The following is a 15298-nucleotide window of genomic DNA, read 5'->3' as shown; positions in this document are numbered from 1 at the left end:
CATGCTCCGGCCCGCGCAGAGTCTGCTGCGCCTCAGGGCAGAACCTCTACCTGGTCCAGCTCCAGCTCGACCGGGGTCTCTCTGCCAAACATGGAGACCACGACCCGGACCTTGTTCTTCTCGGGCTCGATCTCCTCCACGGTACCGGTGAAGCTGGCCAGAGGGCCCTCCGTGATCTTCACGGTGTCGCCCACATGATACAGCACCACGATCTCGTGCTTTTCCACGCCTAATGCGGCCACTTCTTCTTCCGTAAGGGGAATGGCCTTATTCGCCTCGCCCACGAAGCCGGTGACGCCGCGGATGTTGCGGACCAAATGCCAGGTGTCGTCGGTCAGCACCATTTTAATGAGTACATAACCGGGAAACACCTTGCGTTCCACTTCTTTCATCACGCCCGACTCCGTCACCTCGGTCACGGTCTCCATGGGGATCTCCATCTTATGGATCATATCCTCCAGGCCGCGATTGGTCACGGACTTTTCAATGGCGGCCTTTACCGCATTTTCGTAGCCGGAATAGGTGTGGAGTACATACCACTTTGCGTTATCAGCCATGCTCCGCTCCTTAAGCTGCGAACAGGCTGACCAGGGTCTTCACGGCCAGCACGGCCACTGCGTCAAACACCCAAATGAACACGCCTACGCCCAGAGAGCACAGGATCACCGTGCCGGTGTTCTTCGCCGTCGTCTTGCCATCGGGCCAAACGACCTTCTTCAGCTCGCTTCTCATCTCGCGGAACCACTTGCCGCGGTCTTTCTTGTTAGCCTCTGCCATCGTTACACAACCTTTCTTTTCATCCAATCACTTGGTTTCGGTGTGAACCGTATGCTTTCTGCAGAAGGGGCAATACTTGTTCATCTCGAGACGATCAGGACTGTTCTTCTTGTTCTTCATCGTGTTGTAGTTTCTCTGCTTGCACTCGTTGCATCTCAAAGTAATCTTCACGCGCATCTAACGGCACCTCCTTATTAGATTGGGCCGGCCTCTCGGCGCAGCCGTTTGCCTCCCTGGTCTGCAGGGTCTCCTTTTCCCGGCGCTGAAGCGAAAAGCGCGCAAAAAGAAAGCCCTACTCACAGGTAATGTCTATTCTAGCACTCTTTTTCCATGCGGTCAACCTGTTTTTTGCAAAAATTTCGCATTTTTTTGTGGGAAAATCATCGGAATTGTTGCCATCCCTGCCCCCTGCGTGGTATTATAAAGAAAAAATGCCGCCCGACGGCTTTTTGAGAGGATTTTTTCATGAAAATTATGGCCATCGACTACGGCGACGCCCACACCGGCATCGCCATCTCCGACCGTTTGGAGACTCTGGCAGGCTTCACCACGGTCATAAACACCCGCCGCCAGGAGGAGGTGGTAGCGCAAATTCAGTCCCTCATCGCTGAACACGGCGTGGAGCGCCTGGTCCTGGGGTATCCCAAGAATATGGACGGCACCCTGGGCCCCCGGGCTGAAAAATGTGCCGCCCTGGGGGAAATCCTCCAGGAGACCACGGGCCTTCCCCTGGTGCTTTGGGATGAGCGCCGCAGCACCGTGGAGGCCCACGCCATCCTCTTCGGAAACGGTAAAAACGGCAAGCAGCGCAAGAAGATCGTGGACGCCGTGGCCGCCAGCCTCATGCTGGAGGGCTATCTCACCCGGCGCAGACTGGAGGCGGAGCCATGAGCCAAACCGTTCTCATAGTCGGTGGCGGCGCCGCCGGAATGCTGGCCGCTCTAACGGCCCTGGAGGACCCGCAAAACACCGTCCTCCTCTCCGAGCGTCAGGCCCGGGTGGGCCGCAAGCTCCTCTCTACCGGCAACGGCCGCTGCAACCTCTCCAACCTCCACGCCGCCCCCCACCACTACCATGGCCGGGACCCGGATTTCTGCCGCTATGCCCTGGAGCAGTTTCCGGTCTCGTCCACTTTGGCCTACTTTGCCGCCCTGGGATTGGAGACGGTGACGGAGCCGGACGGCAAAATCTACCCCCGCTCCAACATGGCCAACTCTGTCCTGGATGTCCTACGCTATGCCCTGGAGCATCCCCGGCTGCACCTGCTCTCCGGAGACGGCGTGGCCGACCTGCGCAAAAAGGGCGACACCTTCGCCGCCGCCTTCCTCTCCGGAGAAAAATACACCAACATAGATAAGGTGATTCTGGCCTGCGGCGGCGCGGCGGGCAGCAAGGTGGGCGGGGTGCTGGACGGCTATAAGCTGGCCAAGTCCCTGGGCCACCACCGCACGGCCCTGTATCCCTCCCTGGTGCAGATAAAGACCGACCCCACTTATCCCCGGGCTCTCAAGGGCGTCAAAACCCCCGCCCGCCTGACCCTCCGCCGGGGCAGCCGGGTTTTGGCCGAAAATGAGGGGGAAATCCTCTTCACCGAGTACGGCGTCAGCGGCCCCGCGGTATTTGAAATTTCCCGCTATGCCTCCACCGGCGGCGACGGCCTGACCCTGCATCTGGATCTGTGGGCAGAAAAGAGTGCAGAGAAAATTCTCTGTCATCTCCGGGCCCGCCGGGACGCTAAAAAAGCGGACGCTCCTACGGAGCAGACCGCCGGGACAATCTTCGCCGGGGTCCTCCACAGCCGTCTGGGGCAGGTGGTGGTAAAGGCCGCCGGTCTCTCCCCCGCCGCAGCTCTGCGCGCCCTGACGGAGCAAGACCTGACCCTGCTGGCCGGCCTATGCAAGGACTTCCCTCTCCCCGTCACCGGCACCTGCGGCTTTGACCAGGCCCAGGTCACCGCCGGGGGCCTGGATACATCGGAGTTTGACCCCCATACCCTGCAAAGCCGCCTGATCCCGGGCCTTTATGCCTGCGGCGAGCTGCTGGATGTAGACGGCGACTGCGGCGGCTACAACCTCCAGTGGGCCTGGTCCAGCGCCCGCCTGGCCGGAAGGCTTCTTTGAATTTCTCCGGTAGCGTGTCAAAAAGCCCATGCTTTCAGAAAACGAAAGCATGGGCTTTCATACTGTCGAAAAACCCTCCGGGTTTTTCCGACAAAAGGCTCACAGTCTGCTGCGCGCATAATTTTTGCGCCGTGCGCAAAAATTCCACACTGGCAGCCTGAGAGGTATTTTCTCTCACGCACATGTCGCGAGAGAAAATGATTTCATTTCTTTGCCGCCTGCGGGCGGCAAACTCTGCGAGGCTTTTTTGAGGCTTTAATCTATGCAGTTTAACCTATTCCCATGGCCACAACGATAATGCCGAAAAGCAGCGCTGCGGCAGCGGCAAAGGCGAAGAGCAGGGTGCCGCCCACCCGGCCGTATTTATTGGCGATGCCCCTGCATCCGCACAGGCCCGCAATGGCCAGGGCCACCGCTCCCAGGCAGCACAGTGCCGCTATAAAATACGGCAGATTCAGCACCAGCCCCACACAGGCGATGCCCGCCAGGGCCAGGACGCCGCAGCCCAGCAGCAGGAGCCGCTTCAGGCTCTTATCCTGCACCAGCAGCGCCACAGAGGCCCCGCCCGCCAGCGCCGCCAGGAGCAGCCCAAGCCCCGTGAGGAGCGTTGCAATAATGGCGATTCCCAGTCCCAGCAGCAGTACCGGCATAAACACAATGGCTAGATGAAACATAGCGCCTCCCGTTTACTCCACTGTGACGCTCTTGGCCAGGTTCCGGGGCTTGTCGATGTCGCAGCCCCGCTCCAGGGCGATGTAATAGGCCAGCAGCTGCAGCGGCACCACGCCCAGCTGAGGCAGCAGCATCTCATGAATATCCGGAATGGTCATGACCATAGGTACATGGCGGCCCATCTCCTCGGCGTGGGTCTGGGTGGTCAGGGCCAGGACCTTAGCGCCTCGGGCCTGCACCTCCACCACATTGCTCAGGGCCTTGTCAAACAGGGGTCCATAGGTCCCCAGGGCGATGACCAGAGTTCCGTCCACAATAAGGGAAATGGTCCCGTGCTTCAGCTCGCCGGAGGCATAGGCCTCGGAGTGGATATAGGAAATTTCCTTCAGCTTCAGGCTGCCCTCCAGAGACAGGGCATAGTCCAGGTTGCGGCCGATAAAGAACACATCCTCGCTCTTGCAGATCTCCCTGGCAATGTCGTGGATGCTCTCGGCGGATTCCAGAATCTTCTCGATATATTCCGGCACCCGCTGCATATCCCGGACCATTTCGCTGTAGGTCTGGCGGTCAATGGTGCCCAGAATATCGGCAAAATACAGCCCCAACATATTCAGCACGGCCATCTGGGTGCTATACGCCTTGGTGGTGGCCACGGCGATCTCGGGGCCTGCCCAGGTGTAAAGCACATCATCCGACTCCCGGGCGATGGACGAACCCACCACATTCACAATGGAGAGGATGCGCGCCCCCCGCTTCTTGGCCTCCCGCAGGGCGGCCATGGTATCCAGGGTCTCGCCGGACTGGCTGATGGCAATGACCAGGTCGCCCCGCTTTACAATGGGATCACTGTAGCGGAACTCGGAGGCCAGTACCACCTCCACGCTGCGCCGGAGCATCCGCTCCAGGTTATACTTGCCCACCATGCCCACATGGTAAGACGAGCCGCAGGCAATGATGATAATGCGCCCGATGTTGCGAATTTCCTCCTCGGTCATGGTCAGGTCCTGCAAAATGACCCGCCCTCCCTGGAGCCGGGCAGCGGTGGCCTCCCGGATCGCCCGGGGCTGCTCAAAGATCTCCTTGAGCATAAAGTGGGCATAGCCGCCCTTTTCGGCGGCGCCGATGTCCCAGTCCACATGGTGATGCTTCTTGGTCACGGGCTGGCCCTGTTCGTTATACACGGTGATGCCGTCCCGGGTCAGCACGGCCATTTCGCCGTCCTCCATGTAGGAGATGTCCCGGGTATGGCGGATGATAGCGGTGACATCGGAGGCGATGAAGCTCTCCCCCTCGCCGTAGCCCAGCAGCAGCGGTGCGTCCTTCCGGGCGGCAATGAGCCGGTCCGGTGCGTCGGCGGACACGATGCCCAGGGCATAGGCCCCCTCCACGGCATTGAGCATCCGCCGCACAGCCTCCACCATGTCGCCGCACTGGCTGAAATAGTAGTCCAGAAGCTGGGCCACCACCTCGGTGTCCGTCTCGGATTTGAACTGGTAGCCCTTGTGCAGCAGCTGACCCTTCAGCTCCGAAAAATTCTCGATGATGCCGTTGTGTACCACGGCGATGCGGCCACTGCGGCTCACCTGGGGATGGGCGTTAACATCGTTGGGCTCGCCGTGGGTGGCCCAGCGGGTGTGGCCGATGCCCAGGTTGCCGGGCAGATCTGCGCCGTCATGGGTCAGATCCTTCAGCACCTGCAAGCGGCCCTTGGACTTCTTCACCTGCAACCCTGCGGGACCGAATACCGCCACACCGGCGGAGTCATAGCCCCGGTATTCCAAGCGCTGCAAGCCGTCCAGCAGAATGGGAGCCGCCTGCTCCTTGCCAACATATCCTACGATTCCACACATATAAATGGTTCCTCCTGATCGTTTCGTTTTCTGAAATTTAACAACCGGAAGGACAAACACACAGACATTTGTCATTCCTGTCCGGCCACAGCCTCTCTGTTTTGCGGTCACCCGCATATTTACCGGCTGTGTGCGTACCCGGACGGTACGGGAGAGCTTCCGCCGAAAAACTCGATACTCTCTCCTCCTCGTCGTCCCGCCTGAGACGGGCACTGGCGCTTGTGATGGGTCGCCCCATGGTCTCCTTTCTTCTCTGTGTTAACAAAAAATGTATATTTCTACCTCCCGGGGCAAATACTGCCGGAAAGGGGGTATACCGTATGATGACCGCTTTTTTCAGGACCGTTATTCTCTATCTGCTGCTCATTGTGGGCCTTCGTCTCACCGGCAAGCGGCAGATTGGGGAGCTGGAGCCCATTGAGCTGGTGCTGACCATGCTGCTGTCGGACCTGGCCTCGGTGCCTATGCAGGACTTTGGCATTCCGCTGCTGAACGGGGTCATTCCCATTATAACGCTGCTGTGCATGAGTATGCTTTTAAGCTGCCTGAGTCTGCGTCATGTGCGCTTTCGGCGGCTCATCTGCGGCCGCCCTGCCGTGATTATCCGGGACGGAAAGCTCCAGCAGGATGCCATGCGCCACAACCGCCTGACTCTGGATGAGCTTTTTGAGGAGCTGCGCACCCAGGGCGTCACGGATATAAGCGATGTCAAGTACGCCATTTTGGAGACCGGCGGGCAGCTGTCGGTGCTGCTGCGCACCGTGGCCCAGCCCGCTACGCCCTATCAGCTGGGCCTGACCTACGAGGACGATGTGTTTCTCCCCACAGTCATCATCAACGATGGCCGCCTTCTGACGGACCAGCTGCGCCGGGCAGGCCGGGACGAAGCGTGGCTTCAAAAGCAGCTTGACCAAAACGGCGTTTCCTCCCCCCACCAGGTGTTTCTTTTAAGCGTGGATGAACGGGGAGAGACTGTATGCATTGTGAAGGAGGACGCAAAATGAAGTCGTTCCGCATACCGATATTTATACTGCTGGTAACATTTCTCCTGTCGCTGTACGGGGGCAGCAGCATACGGCACTATGCCCAGGCATGGCAGGCGCAGCTTTCCCTGGCGGAGAGCGCGGTGAAGCGGTCGGACTGGGGGCAGGCACAGGACATTTTGGCTGACCTCAACGACCAGTGGCAGGAAAAACAGAATCGGCTGCACATGCTGGCCGAGCACCAGGAGCTGGACGAGGTGGAGACCCTGCTGCGCCGGTGCAGCGCCTTTGCGGCGCTGGAGGATGACGCGGAGCTGCCCGCGGACATGGCAGAGCTCTCCGCCCGTTTGGCCATCCTGGGTGAAAACCAGGGGCTTTCGCTGCGGAATATATTGTAGGTTTCAGAGTTCGCGGAGAGTACGGATTGCCACAGCCAGTGTGCGCACTGGCTTCGCAATGACAGGTTGCAAGAAGTGCCGTGCGTGACCGGGCGGCTGCGAAATATATTGTAAGGTAAACCAGCCGGGCGGACAGGGGCGTCCGCCCCTACACGCCATTCACCGATAGAGCTTCGTAGGGGGCGATGCCCACATCGCCCCGTTTTACTCAGGCGACGAGCGACCGCAAGGGTCGCCCCTACACAGGCACAAGAAGTACGGTGCGTGACCGGGCGGCGGGGTGGGGCACTCCGCCCTACGGAAGCGTAACAGGGAGTGCGTAGGGGAGGGGCTCTGCCCCTCCCGCAGGCGGGGAAATCGGCGAAGCACCGCCAGCGGCGGAAGAAGCCAGCCGGTTTCGAGGAAGTGCCAGTCGATTCGCGGGCACGACGGTGAGCAACCGACGGCCCCTACGGACGCATTATTGGTGGTGCGGTGGGCGGGCCGATGTAGGCATCGGCCCCTACGGATCGGTTTGTAGGGGCGGACGACTCTGTCCGCCCGGCCCGATAACGCAACGCTTTGCAGGGCAGGGCCCGCGTGCCTTGCCGGTGCGGTGGGGAAAAATCACCCAGTCGGCCCCCTCTTTAGGCAAGGGAGACTTTCGCTCACTTCTCGCTGAGCAGCTTATTCAGCTCGCTCATGAAGGTATTGATGTCCTTAAACTGCCTGTACACGGAGGCAAAGCGCACATAGGCCACCTCATCGGCCTTTTTCAGCTTGTCCATGACCATCTCGCCCACCAGCTCCGTGCTGATCTCCCGCTCCAGCTTGTTCTGCAGCTCCTGCTCGATCTCCAGGGCCATGCGCTCCATGTCCGCCACGGGCACAGGCCGCTTCTCGCAGCTGCGCTGGATACCCCGGAGCACCTTGCTGCGGTCAAAGGTCTGGCGGCTGCCATCCTTTTTGATGACCACCATGGGCAGGCTCTCCACCGTCTCGTAGGTGGTAAAGCGCCGCTCGCATTGCAGGCACTCCCGGCGGCGGCGGATACTACCCTCGTCGGCAGGGCGGGAGTCTACCACCTTGCTCTCGGAAAATCCGCAATAGGGACATTTCATGGTTTTTCTCCCCTTTCCATCCGCTCCCTCCGGCAGGCCGGAAAACGGGGCGGAATGCGCATACTATTCGGTGTTTGACTATTGTACCACACTCCGTCAAGATATGGTAGTTCTTTTTTGTAACCATGCTATGAAAAACGGGAAGGGCGCCGTCTGTTACCCCTCCCGTTTTTTCACTTGTCCCCGTCCGGTATGTAGGCGCTGCTCATACCAAACGCTCCTGGGCCAGCCCGAAGGACACGGCGATGGCCGCGTCCACCTGCTGCATGATGTCATCCTCCACCCGGCCCATCTTCTCCCGAAGTCGCTTTTTATCCAGGGTCCGTATCTGCTCCAGCAGGATGATGGAGTCCCGGGGCAGACCGCTGCTCTGCCCGGGCAGCTCAATGTGCGTGGGCAGCTTGGCCTTGCCGGTGCGGGAGGTAATAGCTGCGGCGATGATGGTAGGGCTGTGTCGGTTGCCGGTATCGTTCTGCACGATCAGCACAGGCCGCACACCTCCCTGCTCGCTGCCCACCACCGGGCTGAGATCGGCATAATATATTTCGCCTCGTCTGACAGTTGATTCCACAAGGTTCACACTCCGCCGGAAAGAAGTACCCGTTTTGCCGGGTCACTTTCATTGTCCCACGCAGTCTGCGAAATTATACGCCCCACGGAAAAAACCGTGCCGTGTCCGTCCCATATCAGTCTATGCAGATAGCCTTCCGCCGGTTCCCTTAAAACCGCAGCAGCAGCTCCCGCTCTGTCTCTTTTCCGTTTTCGATGTACACTCTCGGCACCCGCTTACTTACGGCGCAGGTCAGCTCATAGGGGATGGTCCCGGCCAGGTCCGCCAGCCTTTCCACCGGGTTCTCCGGCCCGAAAATTTCGATCTCGTCGCCTACATCCACCTCCGGCAGATCCGTCAGGTCGATCATGCACATATCCATGCAGATGCGTCCCCGCTGGGGTGCCGGGCCATAGGCGGTCATGAGGCTGCACCGATTTGACAGGCAGCGGAAAAATCCGTCGGCATAGCCATAGGGCACCACGCCCATGCGGGTGGTGCGCTCCGTCTTAAATATGCGCCCATAGCTGACGGAGGTACCCGGCTCGTAAACCTTAATGGTGCTGACGCTGGTCATCAGACGCATCACCGGGCGCAGGCCCAGCCTCCTTGCCCCGTCGCCGTAGCCGTAGAGCAGCAGGCCCGGGCGCACCATGTCCAGCATCATCTCCGGCCAGTAGGCCACGGCCCCGGTGTTGGCGCAGTGACGCAAGGCAAACTTCCGCCCCAGCTTCTCCTCCGCTTTTTCAATGACCGATGTAAACAGCTCGAACTGCTCCCGGGTGTATGCCCGGCTCTCCCGGTCCTCCTCGTCGGACACGGCGAAGTGGGTAAAGATACCCTCGGCGTCCAGCCCCGGCAGGCGGCAGGCCTCGCAAATGCCCTCCACGCCGCTTTCAAAATGCGCCCCGCTGACCAGGTATCCCAGGCGTGACATCCCCGTGTCCACCTTAATATGCACCCTCAGCGTGCCGCCGCAGCGGACAGCTTCTTCGCTATACTCCAGTGCCTTAGCCTTGCAGGTAACGGCCTGGGTGATGTGGTTTTCGATGAGCTTTTCCACCTGCTCCTTGGGGGTGTGGCCCAGGATCAGAATGGGCATAGCAATGCCCCCCAGCCGCAGCTCCATGGCCTCGTCGATGCTGCTGACAGCCAGGTAGTCCGCCCCCCTTTTCTCCAGCACCTCCGCCACCCGAATGGCCCCGTGGCCGTAGGCATCCGCCTTCACCACGCCCAAAAACTTCACATCCGGGCCGATGTGCCGGCGCAGCTTTTCATAGTTTTCCCCCAGGGCGTCCAGATCAATGACCGCCCAGGTCCTCCGCAGTGTAGATTCCATACCGTCGCCTCTTTCATGTACTTTCTTCCGTATCTTCTTCCATCTGGCAAGTAAATTGTGTAAATGTCACCGTCAGCAGCACCTTGCCCTCCCGGCTCAGCTCCGCGGCGTAGGGCGCAAAGCTCTCCGGCTGCATCCAGAGGGTACAGGCGTAGGTCTCTCCCGCCCCGTCCGTTGCCTCGCAGGTGAGAAGCAGGTACTCCAGAGTGCCGATCTTATCCGTCCCCTCCCGGGTCACGAACCCCTGTCCCGCCGCATACAGAGCGAGCTGCACGGCGTTGGCGGCGGAGAGATTTCCTCCGTCCCCGGCAGCCCACACGCTGCCGTCGTAGAGCAGCTGCAGCTCCTCCGCCGTAACGGTGGCACTGAGGCCCCGAAGAGTCTCCGGCTCCAGAATGGTGGTGGTCGTTCCCCGCTGCCGGTCATAGGCCGCCGACACGGTAAAGGTGCGGTCGTCCGTGTCCAGGTGTACCACGATCTGCGCCTCCGCCTGCGCCGTGCGGATGGAGGCATAATAGTCCTGCACCGCCTCCCGCTTAGAATGGCCGCAGCCGGACAGCAGCAGGCACAGGGGTAAAAGTAATAGCAAATATTTTTTCACGGTATCGCCCTCCCGAATGATTTGAAAGGCTCTCCGCATCCCAAAGCGTTGTCATTGCGCAACCAGTGCGCACACCGAATGACATTCTTTCTATATTCATTTATAAATTTTTCATGGCATAGGGTATCTGCTCCAGCAGGTCCGTGGGGGTCATGCCCCGCTCGCCCTTGTCCGCCGCCGCCCGGTCTCCGGCCCGGCCGTGGAGCCACACCGCCGCGCAGCAGGCGTCGAAGGTCCCGCAGCCCTGGCCCAGCAGAGATACGATCATCCCCGCCAGCACATCGCCGCTGCCGCCCTTGGCCATGCCGCTGTTGCCGGTCTCGTTCACGGCCAGCCGTCCCTCCGGGTCCGCCACCAGGGTGCGGTGTCCCTTCAGCACCAAGTATACGCCGTATTTTCGGGAAAATGCCGCCGCAGCCGCTTCCCGTCCCCGGGAGAGGTCGCCCCCCAGCCGGAGAAACTCCCCCTCATGGGGTGTCAGCACCGTGGGCGCAGTCCGCCTTTGCAGCTGCTCCGGGCAGCCATCCAGGGCGTTCAGCCCGTCGGCGTCCAGCACCAGGGGCCTGTCTATATCCAGTAGCTTTCGCACCAGGGCATCTGTCTGCCGATCCCGGCCCAGGCCGCAGCCAATGAGCACCGCGTCGCAGGAGGCCGCCCGCTGCCGGATGGGCTCCTCCGCCAGCAGGGAGAACCTGCCCTCCGCCGTCTCCGGCAGAGGAAAGGGCATGGCCTCTTCACTCTTCACCGCCACCACAGGCCACACCTGCTCCGGCACCGCCAGAAACACCAGGCCCGCCCCGGTACGCACCGCCGCCCGGCTGGCAAAGACAGGCGCCCCGGTATAGCCCACGCTGCCGCACACGCACAAAAGCTTTCCGAAATCGCCCTTGTGTCCCGCCGGATCCCGCCGGGGCAGAATGCTGCACACCCGGGATGCTGTAATGGTCTCCATACCCATCGCCTCCCTTCAGGCTAAAATACTTGGTCATAGTATAGCACTTTTTTCTCCCATAGGCGATATTTTTTCGTCGATGTACCGAGAAATTTTCCTTGAAATGCGGAAAAAAATATGGTATAAATGTACATATTAGAATCTGAAAAGCGTCGAATGGGAAAATCCGCACCTTCCCGGCTTCCAAGAGAGGGCCAGTCACCGGCTGCAAGCTGGCCCGTAGCCGTCTGCGGTGTTCGCCCGGGAGCTGCTGCGAGGAAATGCGCAGCCGGGTCATCCTCCGTTATGGGGAAACGAGTGCGCAGGGCTTTCCTGCGAATTTGGGTGGTACCACGGAACGCTGTATGCCTTTCGTCCCTTATTTTGGGGAGGAAAGGTATTTTTTTTATCCCCAAAACGAATCTCACTTTTAATGAGGAGGAATCATTGCTGATGAAAGAAAAGCTGAATGAACTGCTCCGGGAGGGCAGGGAAAAAATTCTGTCGGCGAAAAACGAGACGGAGCTGCAGGACATCAAGGCCGCCATTTTGGGCAAGCAGGGCGGCCTGACGGCGCTGCTGAAGGAGGTGCCCAAGCTGGATGTTTCCCTGCGTCCGGAGATGGGTAAGGCCGTGAACCAGGCCAAGGCCCAGCTCACCGAGCTTATCGAGCAGCACCGAAACGACCTGAAGCTGAAGGCTTCCCAGATTGACGCGGACTTCGACATCTCCGTCCCCGGCTATCTGCCTCCCGCCGGAGGGCTGCACCCCATCACCCAGATGTGCTACGACCTCAACGATGCCTTCCGCTCCATGGGCTTTGAAATCTACGAGGAGGACGACATCACCAGCGAGCTCTACGGCTTTGACAATCTGAACTTTCCCCCCAACCATCCCGCCCGGGAGAGCATGGACACCTATTGGCTGGCGGGCCATGACAAGGGCGAGTGCTGGGACAAGCTCTGCCTGCGCCCCCACCTCACCGGCGGCTCCGTGCGCTATATGCAGACCCACAAGCCCCCCTATCGCTTCGTGTACCCCGGCCGGGTGTACCGCAACGAGACCACCGATGCCCGCCACGAGCGTGCCTTCTTCCAGTATGAGGCTCTGATCGTGGACAAGGACTTCACCTTCGCCTCCGGCAAGGTGATGATCCAGAGCATTCTCTCCAAGGTCTTTGGCCGGGAGGTCCCCGTTCGGATGCGGGCAGGCTTCTTCCCCTTCGTGGAGCCGGGGTTTGAAATTGACATGGGCTGCCTGGTCTGCGGCGGCAAGGGCTGCTCGGTGTGCAAGCAGGTGGGTTGGATCGAGATCATGCCCGGCGGCACCCCCCACCCCAATGTTCTCCGGGCGGCGGGTCTGGACCCGGATGAGTACACCGGTTTCTATGTAAACATCGGCCTGGACCGCCTGGTGATGATGCGCTACGGCGTGGACGATGTGCGCCTGTTCCACAGCGCCGACCTGCGCTTTTTGAAGCAGTTCCATTAATAAGGAGGGTTTTACACAATGAAAGTTTCTCTGAACTGGGTCAAGGACTATGTAAAGCTCCCTGACGATATGGACCTCAAGCGCCTTTCCTACGATCTGACCATGTCCACCGTGGAGGTGGAGGACGCCACGGATCTGTCCGAAAGCTTCCGCAACATGGTGATAGGCGTCGTGCAGCAGGTGCAGCAGCACCCCAATGCCGATAAGCTCCGGGTTTGCAAAACGGACATCGGCGGCGAGATAAAGGACATCGTGTGCGGCGGCATCAATCTCCGGGACGGCATGAAGGTGGCCGTGGCCCTGCCCGGGGCCCACTGCCGCTGGCACGGCGAGGGGGAGCCGGTGGAGATCAAGGTCTCCAAGCTCCGGGGCGTGGAGAGCTACGGCATGATCTGCGCCAGCAGCGAGATTGGCCTGTTTGACCTCTTCCCCTTCACGGAGGAGGCCACCATCCTGGACCTGTCGGACTTTGACGCCCCCGCCGGGACGCCCCTGGCCGACGCCCTGGACCTCCACGACATCATCCTGGAGATCGACAATAAATCCATGACCAACCGCCCGGACCTCTGGGGTCACTACGGCATTGCCCGGGAGATCGCGGCCCTGTACGATCTGCCCATGAATCCCCTGCCCCCCTTTGACCGGACCGTTAAAAACACCGCAGGCCTTACCATCACCGTGGAGGACAGCGACCGCTGCCCCCGGATGACCGGCACGCAGATCGAGGGCCTGAGCGTAAAGCCCGCCCCCTACTGGATGCGCAGCCGCATTTGGAAGGTGGGTATGCGCCCCATCAACGCCCTGGTAGATATTACCAACTATGTGATGCTGGCCACGGGTCAGCCCTCCCACGCCTACGACTCCGACCATATCGCCGGCCACATCATCGTCCGCCGGGCCGGAGAAGGCGAAAAGCTCCAGCTGCTCAACGGCAAGGATCTGCCCCTGTCCACGGACGACCTGGTCATCGCCGACGATGCCGGGGTGGTGGGCCTGGCTGGCGTCATGGGCGGCGCCAAGGACTCCATCCTCCCCACCACCAACAAGGTGATTTTGGAGATAGCCAACTTCCAGGCTGCGGGCATCCGCCGCACAGCCCTGCGCTATGACAACCGCACCGAGGCCTCGGCCCGGTATGAAAAGGCCGTTGATCCCGAGCGCTGCGACCAGGCTCTGGACCTGTCCATGGCCCTGTTTGCGGAGCTTTATCCGGAGATGAAGGTCACGGGCTTTGTGGACTGCTATCCCCATAAGCTGCAGCAGGCGGAAATCGATGTTTCCCTGAACTGGCTGGAGCGCCGCCTGGGCAAGCGCATCCCCAATGAGGATATTGCTAAAAAGCTGGGCGAGCTGGGCTACAGCCTGACCTTTGACGGCGATAACCTCCACATTGTGGTCCCCACCTGGCGCTCCACCGGCGATGTGTCCATCAAGGCGGATATTATGGAGGAGGTGGCCCGTATGTACGGGTACGAGAACTTCCGGGCCGCCCCCATCACCACCTCCTTTGACGGGGCCATCAACCAGCTGGATAAGGACTTGGAGCGCCGCATCAAGGAGTATCTGGCCATCCGCTACGGGATGCAGGAGATCTTCACCTATCCCTGGATGACCGACCAGTATGTAAATGCCATTTTGCAGGATACCACCGGCATTCTCTCCCTCTCCACGCCCCCCTCTCCCGATGAGAGCCTTATCCGCTCCTCGCTGCTGCCCAACCTGTGCAAGTCCGTGGTGAAAAACGAGCGCTTCTTCACGGAGTTCTCCATCTTCGAGTGTGCCCAGGTGTTCCGGGACGCGGACTACACCACCCCCTACGACAGCCGGGAAAAGCTCCCCTCCCAGCGCAAGAACATCGCCGGTGCCTTCGCCGGTGACAGCAAAAATGTCACCGATCTCTTCCGCCGGGCCAAGGGCGTTATCGAGAGTATGCCCCGGTACACCCACATGGAGGGCTTCACCTTCCGTCAGGAGGAAAAGCCCCTGTGGGCCGACGATGTGGTGTGGCTGAATATCTGCCTGGGCGATAAGCGCATCGGCAACCTGGCCCTGCTGAATAAAAAGGCCTCCATGGCCTGCGGCATCAAGAACCTGAGTGTCCTGCTCTTCGAGCTGGATGCAGACGCCCTGGTCCCCTTCCGCTCCCGCACCAACACCTTCACCCACCTGGCCGAGTATCCCATGACGGACTACGACATCTCCCTGCTCTTTGACGCGCAGACCAAGTGGGCGGATATGCAGAAGATTCTCTCCGGCATCCACAACGAGCTTTTCCACGGTGCCTCCTTTGTGGACGAGTACCACGGCAAGCAGATCCCGGAGGGTAAGAAATCCGTGACCATCCGCCTGACCATCGGCTCTGCGGAAAAGACCCTCACCTCCGCCGAGATCGAGGCCTGCGCCGCCTCCGCCGTAAAGAAGCTGGTGAAAAACCTGGGTGCCGAGCTCCGGGCAAAATAAAACCCCCGGCGGGAAATCTTTTTCCC

At 60.4% G+C, this 15298-nt stretch carries 16 protein-coding genes; 6 read left to right on the top strand and 10 right to left on the bottom strand.

Features of this window, described 5'->3' with window-relative positions:
- Positions 1-32 precede the first annotated feature (32 nt).
- Genes nusG through rpmG form a run of 3 tightly spaced genes read right to left on the bottom strand, consistent with a single transcriptional unit; the run spans position 33 to position 954 of the window.
- Positions 33-557 (bottom strand): transcription termination/antitermination protein NusG, encoded by a 525-nt coding sequence (gene nusG / locus KI236_RS00785; RefSeq protein ID WP_212818492.1) that lies wholly within the window; start codon positions 555-557, stop codon positions 33-35.
- Positions 558-567: 10 nt separating this feature from the next.
- The gene (secE, locus tag KI236_RS00780) at positions 568-777 is read right to left on the bottom strand and encodes a preprotein translocase subunit SecE (RefSeq protein WP_212818490.1); all 210 of its coding nucleotides are present in this window, start codon (positions 775-777) and stop codon (positions 568-570) included.
- A 27-nt stretch (positions 778-804) separates the two neighbouring features.
- Positions 805-954: a 50S ribosomal protein L33 gene (gene rpmG, locus KI236_RS00775; protein WP_022176735.1), complete on the bottom strand. Its 150-nt coding sequence runs from the start codon at positions 952-954 to the stop codon at positions 805-807.
- 288 nt (positions 955-1242) lie between these two features.
- Here rpmG and ruvX point away from each other — a divergent pair, with 288 nt between their 5' ends.
- Both ruvX and KI236_RS00765 read left to right on the top strand, forming a co-directional pair.
- Positions 1243-1668, top strand: a complete 426-nt coding sequence (gene ruvX / locus KI236_RS00770) for a Holliday junction resolvase RuvX (RefSeq protein ID WP_212818488.1) — start codon at positions 1243-1245, stop codon at positions 1666-1668.
- Positions 1665-2897: a BaiN/RdsA family NAD(P)/FAD-dependent oxidoreductase gene (locus KI236_RS00765; RefSeq protein WP_212818486.1), complete on the top strand. Its 1233-nt coding sequence runs from the start codon at positions 1665-1667 to the stop codon at positions 2895-2897. The genes ruvX and KI236_RS00765 overlap by 4 nt, the downstream gene beginning before the upstream one ends.
- Before the next feature lie 269 nt (positions 2898-3166).
- Here the strand turns inward: KI236_RS00765 and KI236_RS00760 are convergent, their stop codons facing one another.
- Positions 3167-3571, bottom strand: coding sequence for a hypothetical protein (locus tag KI236_RS00760; protein WP_212818484.1), 405 nt, complete (start codon positions 3569-3571; stop codon positions 3167-3169).
- Positions 3572-3583: 12 nt separating this feature from the next.
- The gene (gene glmS / locus KI236_RS00755) at positions 3584-5419 is read right to left on the bottom strand and encodes a glutamine--fructose-6-phosphate transaminase (isomerizing) (RefSeq protein WP_212818482.1); all 1836 of its coding nucleotides are present in this window, start codon (positions 5417-5419) and stop codon (positions 3584-3586) included.
- Between the two features lie 320 nt (positions 5420-5739).
- Between glmS and KI236_RS00750 the strand changes: the two genes are divergently transcribed.
- Both KI236_RS00750 and KI236_RS00745 read left to right on the top strand, forming a co-directional pair.
- Positions 5740-6423 (top strand): DUF421 domain-containing protein, encoded by a 684-nt coding sequence (locus KI236_RS00750; protein ID WP_212818480.1) that lies wholly within the window; start codon positions 5740-5742, stop codon positions 6421-6423.
- Complete coding sequence (locus KI236_RS00745) at positions 6420-6800, top strand: DUF4363 family protein (RefSeq protein WP_212818478.1); 381 nt, start codon at positions 6420-6422, stop codon at positions 6798-6800. The genes KI236_RS00750 and KI236_RS00745 overlap by 4 nt, the downstream gene beginning before the upstream one ends.
- A gap of 647 nt (positions 6801-7447) precedes the next feature.
- Here KI236_RS00745 and nrdR read toward each other — a convergent pair.
- From nrdR to KI236_RS00720, 5 genes are all read right to left on the bottom strand, one after another.
- The gene (nrdR, locus tag KI236_RS00740; RefSeq protein WP_212818476.1) at positions 7448-7900 is read right to left on the bottom strand and encodes a transcriptional regulator NrdR; all 453 of its coding nucleotides are present in this window, start codon (positions 7898-7900) and stop codon (positions 7448-7450) included.
- A 205-nt stretch (positions 7901-8105) separates the two neighbouring features.
- On the bottom strand, positions 8106-8471 hold the full coding sequence (locus KI236_RS00735; RefSeq protein WP_212818474.1) for a type II toxin-antitoxin system PemK/MazF family toxin: 366 nt from the start codon (positions 8469-8471) through the stop codon (positions 8106-8108).
- 148 nt (positions 8472-8619) lie between these two features.
- On the bottom strand, positions 8620-9789 hold the full coding sequence (gene alr / locus KI236_RS00730) for an alanine racemase (RefSeq protein ID WP_212818472.1): 1170 nt from the start codon (positions 9787-9789) through the stop codon (positions 8620-8622).
- Positions 9790-9802: 13 nt separating this feature from the next.
- Positions 9803-10390 (bottom strand): hypothetical protein, encoded by a 588-nt coding sequence (locus KI236_RS00725; RefSeq protein ID WP_212818470.1) that lies wholly within the window; start codon positions 10388-10390, stop codon positions 9803-9805.
- Between the two features lie 100 nt (positions 10391-10490).
- Positions 10491-11342, bottom strand: a complete 852-nt coding sequence (locus KI236_RS00720; protein ID WP_212818468.1) for an NAD(P)H-hydrate dehydratase — start codon at positions 11340-11342, stop codon at positions 10491-10493.
- A gap of 432 nt (positions 11343-11774) precedes the next feature.
- Here KI236_RS00720 and KI236_RS00715 point away from each other — a divergent pair, with 432 nt between their 5' ends.
- Complete coding sequence (locus KI236_RS00715; protein WP_212818466.1) at positions 11775-12812, top strand: phenylalanine--tRNA ligase subunit alpha; 1038 nt, start codon at positions 11775-11777, stop codon at positions 12810-12812.
- Between the two features lie 18 nt (positions 12813-12830).
- Positions 12831-15272, top strand: coding sequence for a phenylalanine--tRNA ligase subunit beta (gene pheT, locus KI236_RS00710; RefSeq protein WP_212818464.1), 2442 nt, complete (start codon positions 12831-12833; stop codon positions 15270-15272).
- Positions 15273-15298: the final 26 nt, after the last annotated feature.

The sequence above is a fragment of the Vescimonas fastidiosa genome (genome assembly GCF_018326305.1).
GTDB lineage: Bacteria > Bacillota > Clostridia > Oscillospirales > Oscillospiraceae > Vescimonas > Vescimonas fastidiosa.
The sequence above is the reverse complement of the archived record's forward strand: the minus strand, read 5'-3'. Positions and strand labels throughout refer to the sequence as shown.

What these genes read in the sequence shown, in the direction of transcription:
- KI236_RS00745 (WP_212818478.1), top strand. Translation starts at nt 6,420, where the DNA reads ATGAAGTCGTTCCGCATACCGATATTTATACTGCTGGTAACATTTCTC.
- KI236_RS00760 (WP_212818484.1), bottom strand. Translation starts at nt 3,571, where the DNA reads ATGTTTCATCTAGCCATTGTGTTTATGCCGGTACTGCTGCTGGGACTG.
- alr (WP_212818472.1), bottom strand. Translation starts at nt 9,789, where the DNA reads ATGGAATCTACACTGCGGAGGACCTGGGCGGTCATTGATCTGGACGCC.
- pheT (WP_212818464.1), top strand. Translation starts at nt 12,831, where the DNA reads ATGAAAGTTTCTCTGAACTGGGTCAAGGACTATGTAAAGCTCCCTGAC.
- KI236_RS00715 (WP_212818466.1), top strand. Translation starts at nt 11,775, where the DNA reads ATGAAAGAAAAGCTGAATGAACTGCTCCGGGAGGGCAGGGAAAAAATT.
- glmS (WP_212818482.1), bottom strand. Translation starts at nt 5,419, where the DNA reads ATGTGTGGAATCGTAGGATATGTTGGCAAGGAGCAGGCGGCTCCCATT.
- KI236_RS00765 (WP_212818486.1), top strand. Translation starts at nt 1,665, where the DNA reads ATGAGCCAAACCGTTCTCATAGTCGGTGGCGGCGCCGCCGGAATGCTG.
- nrdR (WP_212818476.1), bottom strand. Translation starts at nt 7,900, where the DNA reads ATGAAATGTCCCTATTGCGGATTTTCCGAGAGCAAGGTGGTAGACTCC.
- KI236_RS00720 (WP_212818468.1), bottom strand. Translation starts at nt 11,342, where the DNA reads ATGGAGACCATTACAGCATCCCGGGTGTGCAGCATTCTGCCCCGGCGG.
- secE (WP_212818490.1), bottom strand. Translation starts at nt 777, where the DNA reads ATGGCAGAGGCTAACAAGAAAGACCGCGGCAAGTGGTTCCGCGAGATG.
- nusG (WP_212818492.1), bottom strand. Translation starts at nt 557, where the DNA reads ATGGCTGATAACGCAAAGTGGTATGTACTCCACACCTATTCCGGCTAC.
- KI236_RS00750 (WP_212818480.1), top strand. Translation starts at nt 5,740, where the DNA reads ATGATGACCGCTTTTTTCAGGACCGTTATTCTCTATCTGCTGCTCATT.
- ruvX (WP_212818488.1), top strand. Translation starts at nt 1,243, where the DNA reads ATGAAAATTATGGCCATCGACTACGGCGACGCCCACACCGGCATCGCC.
- rpmG (WP_022176735.1), bottom strand. Translation starts at nt 954, where the DNA reads ATGCGCGTGAAGATTACTTTGAGATGCAACGAGTGCAAGCAGAGAAAC.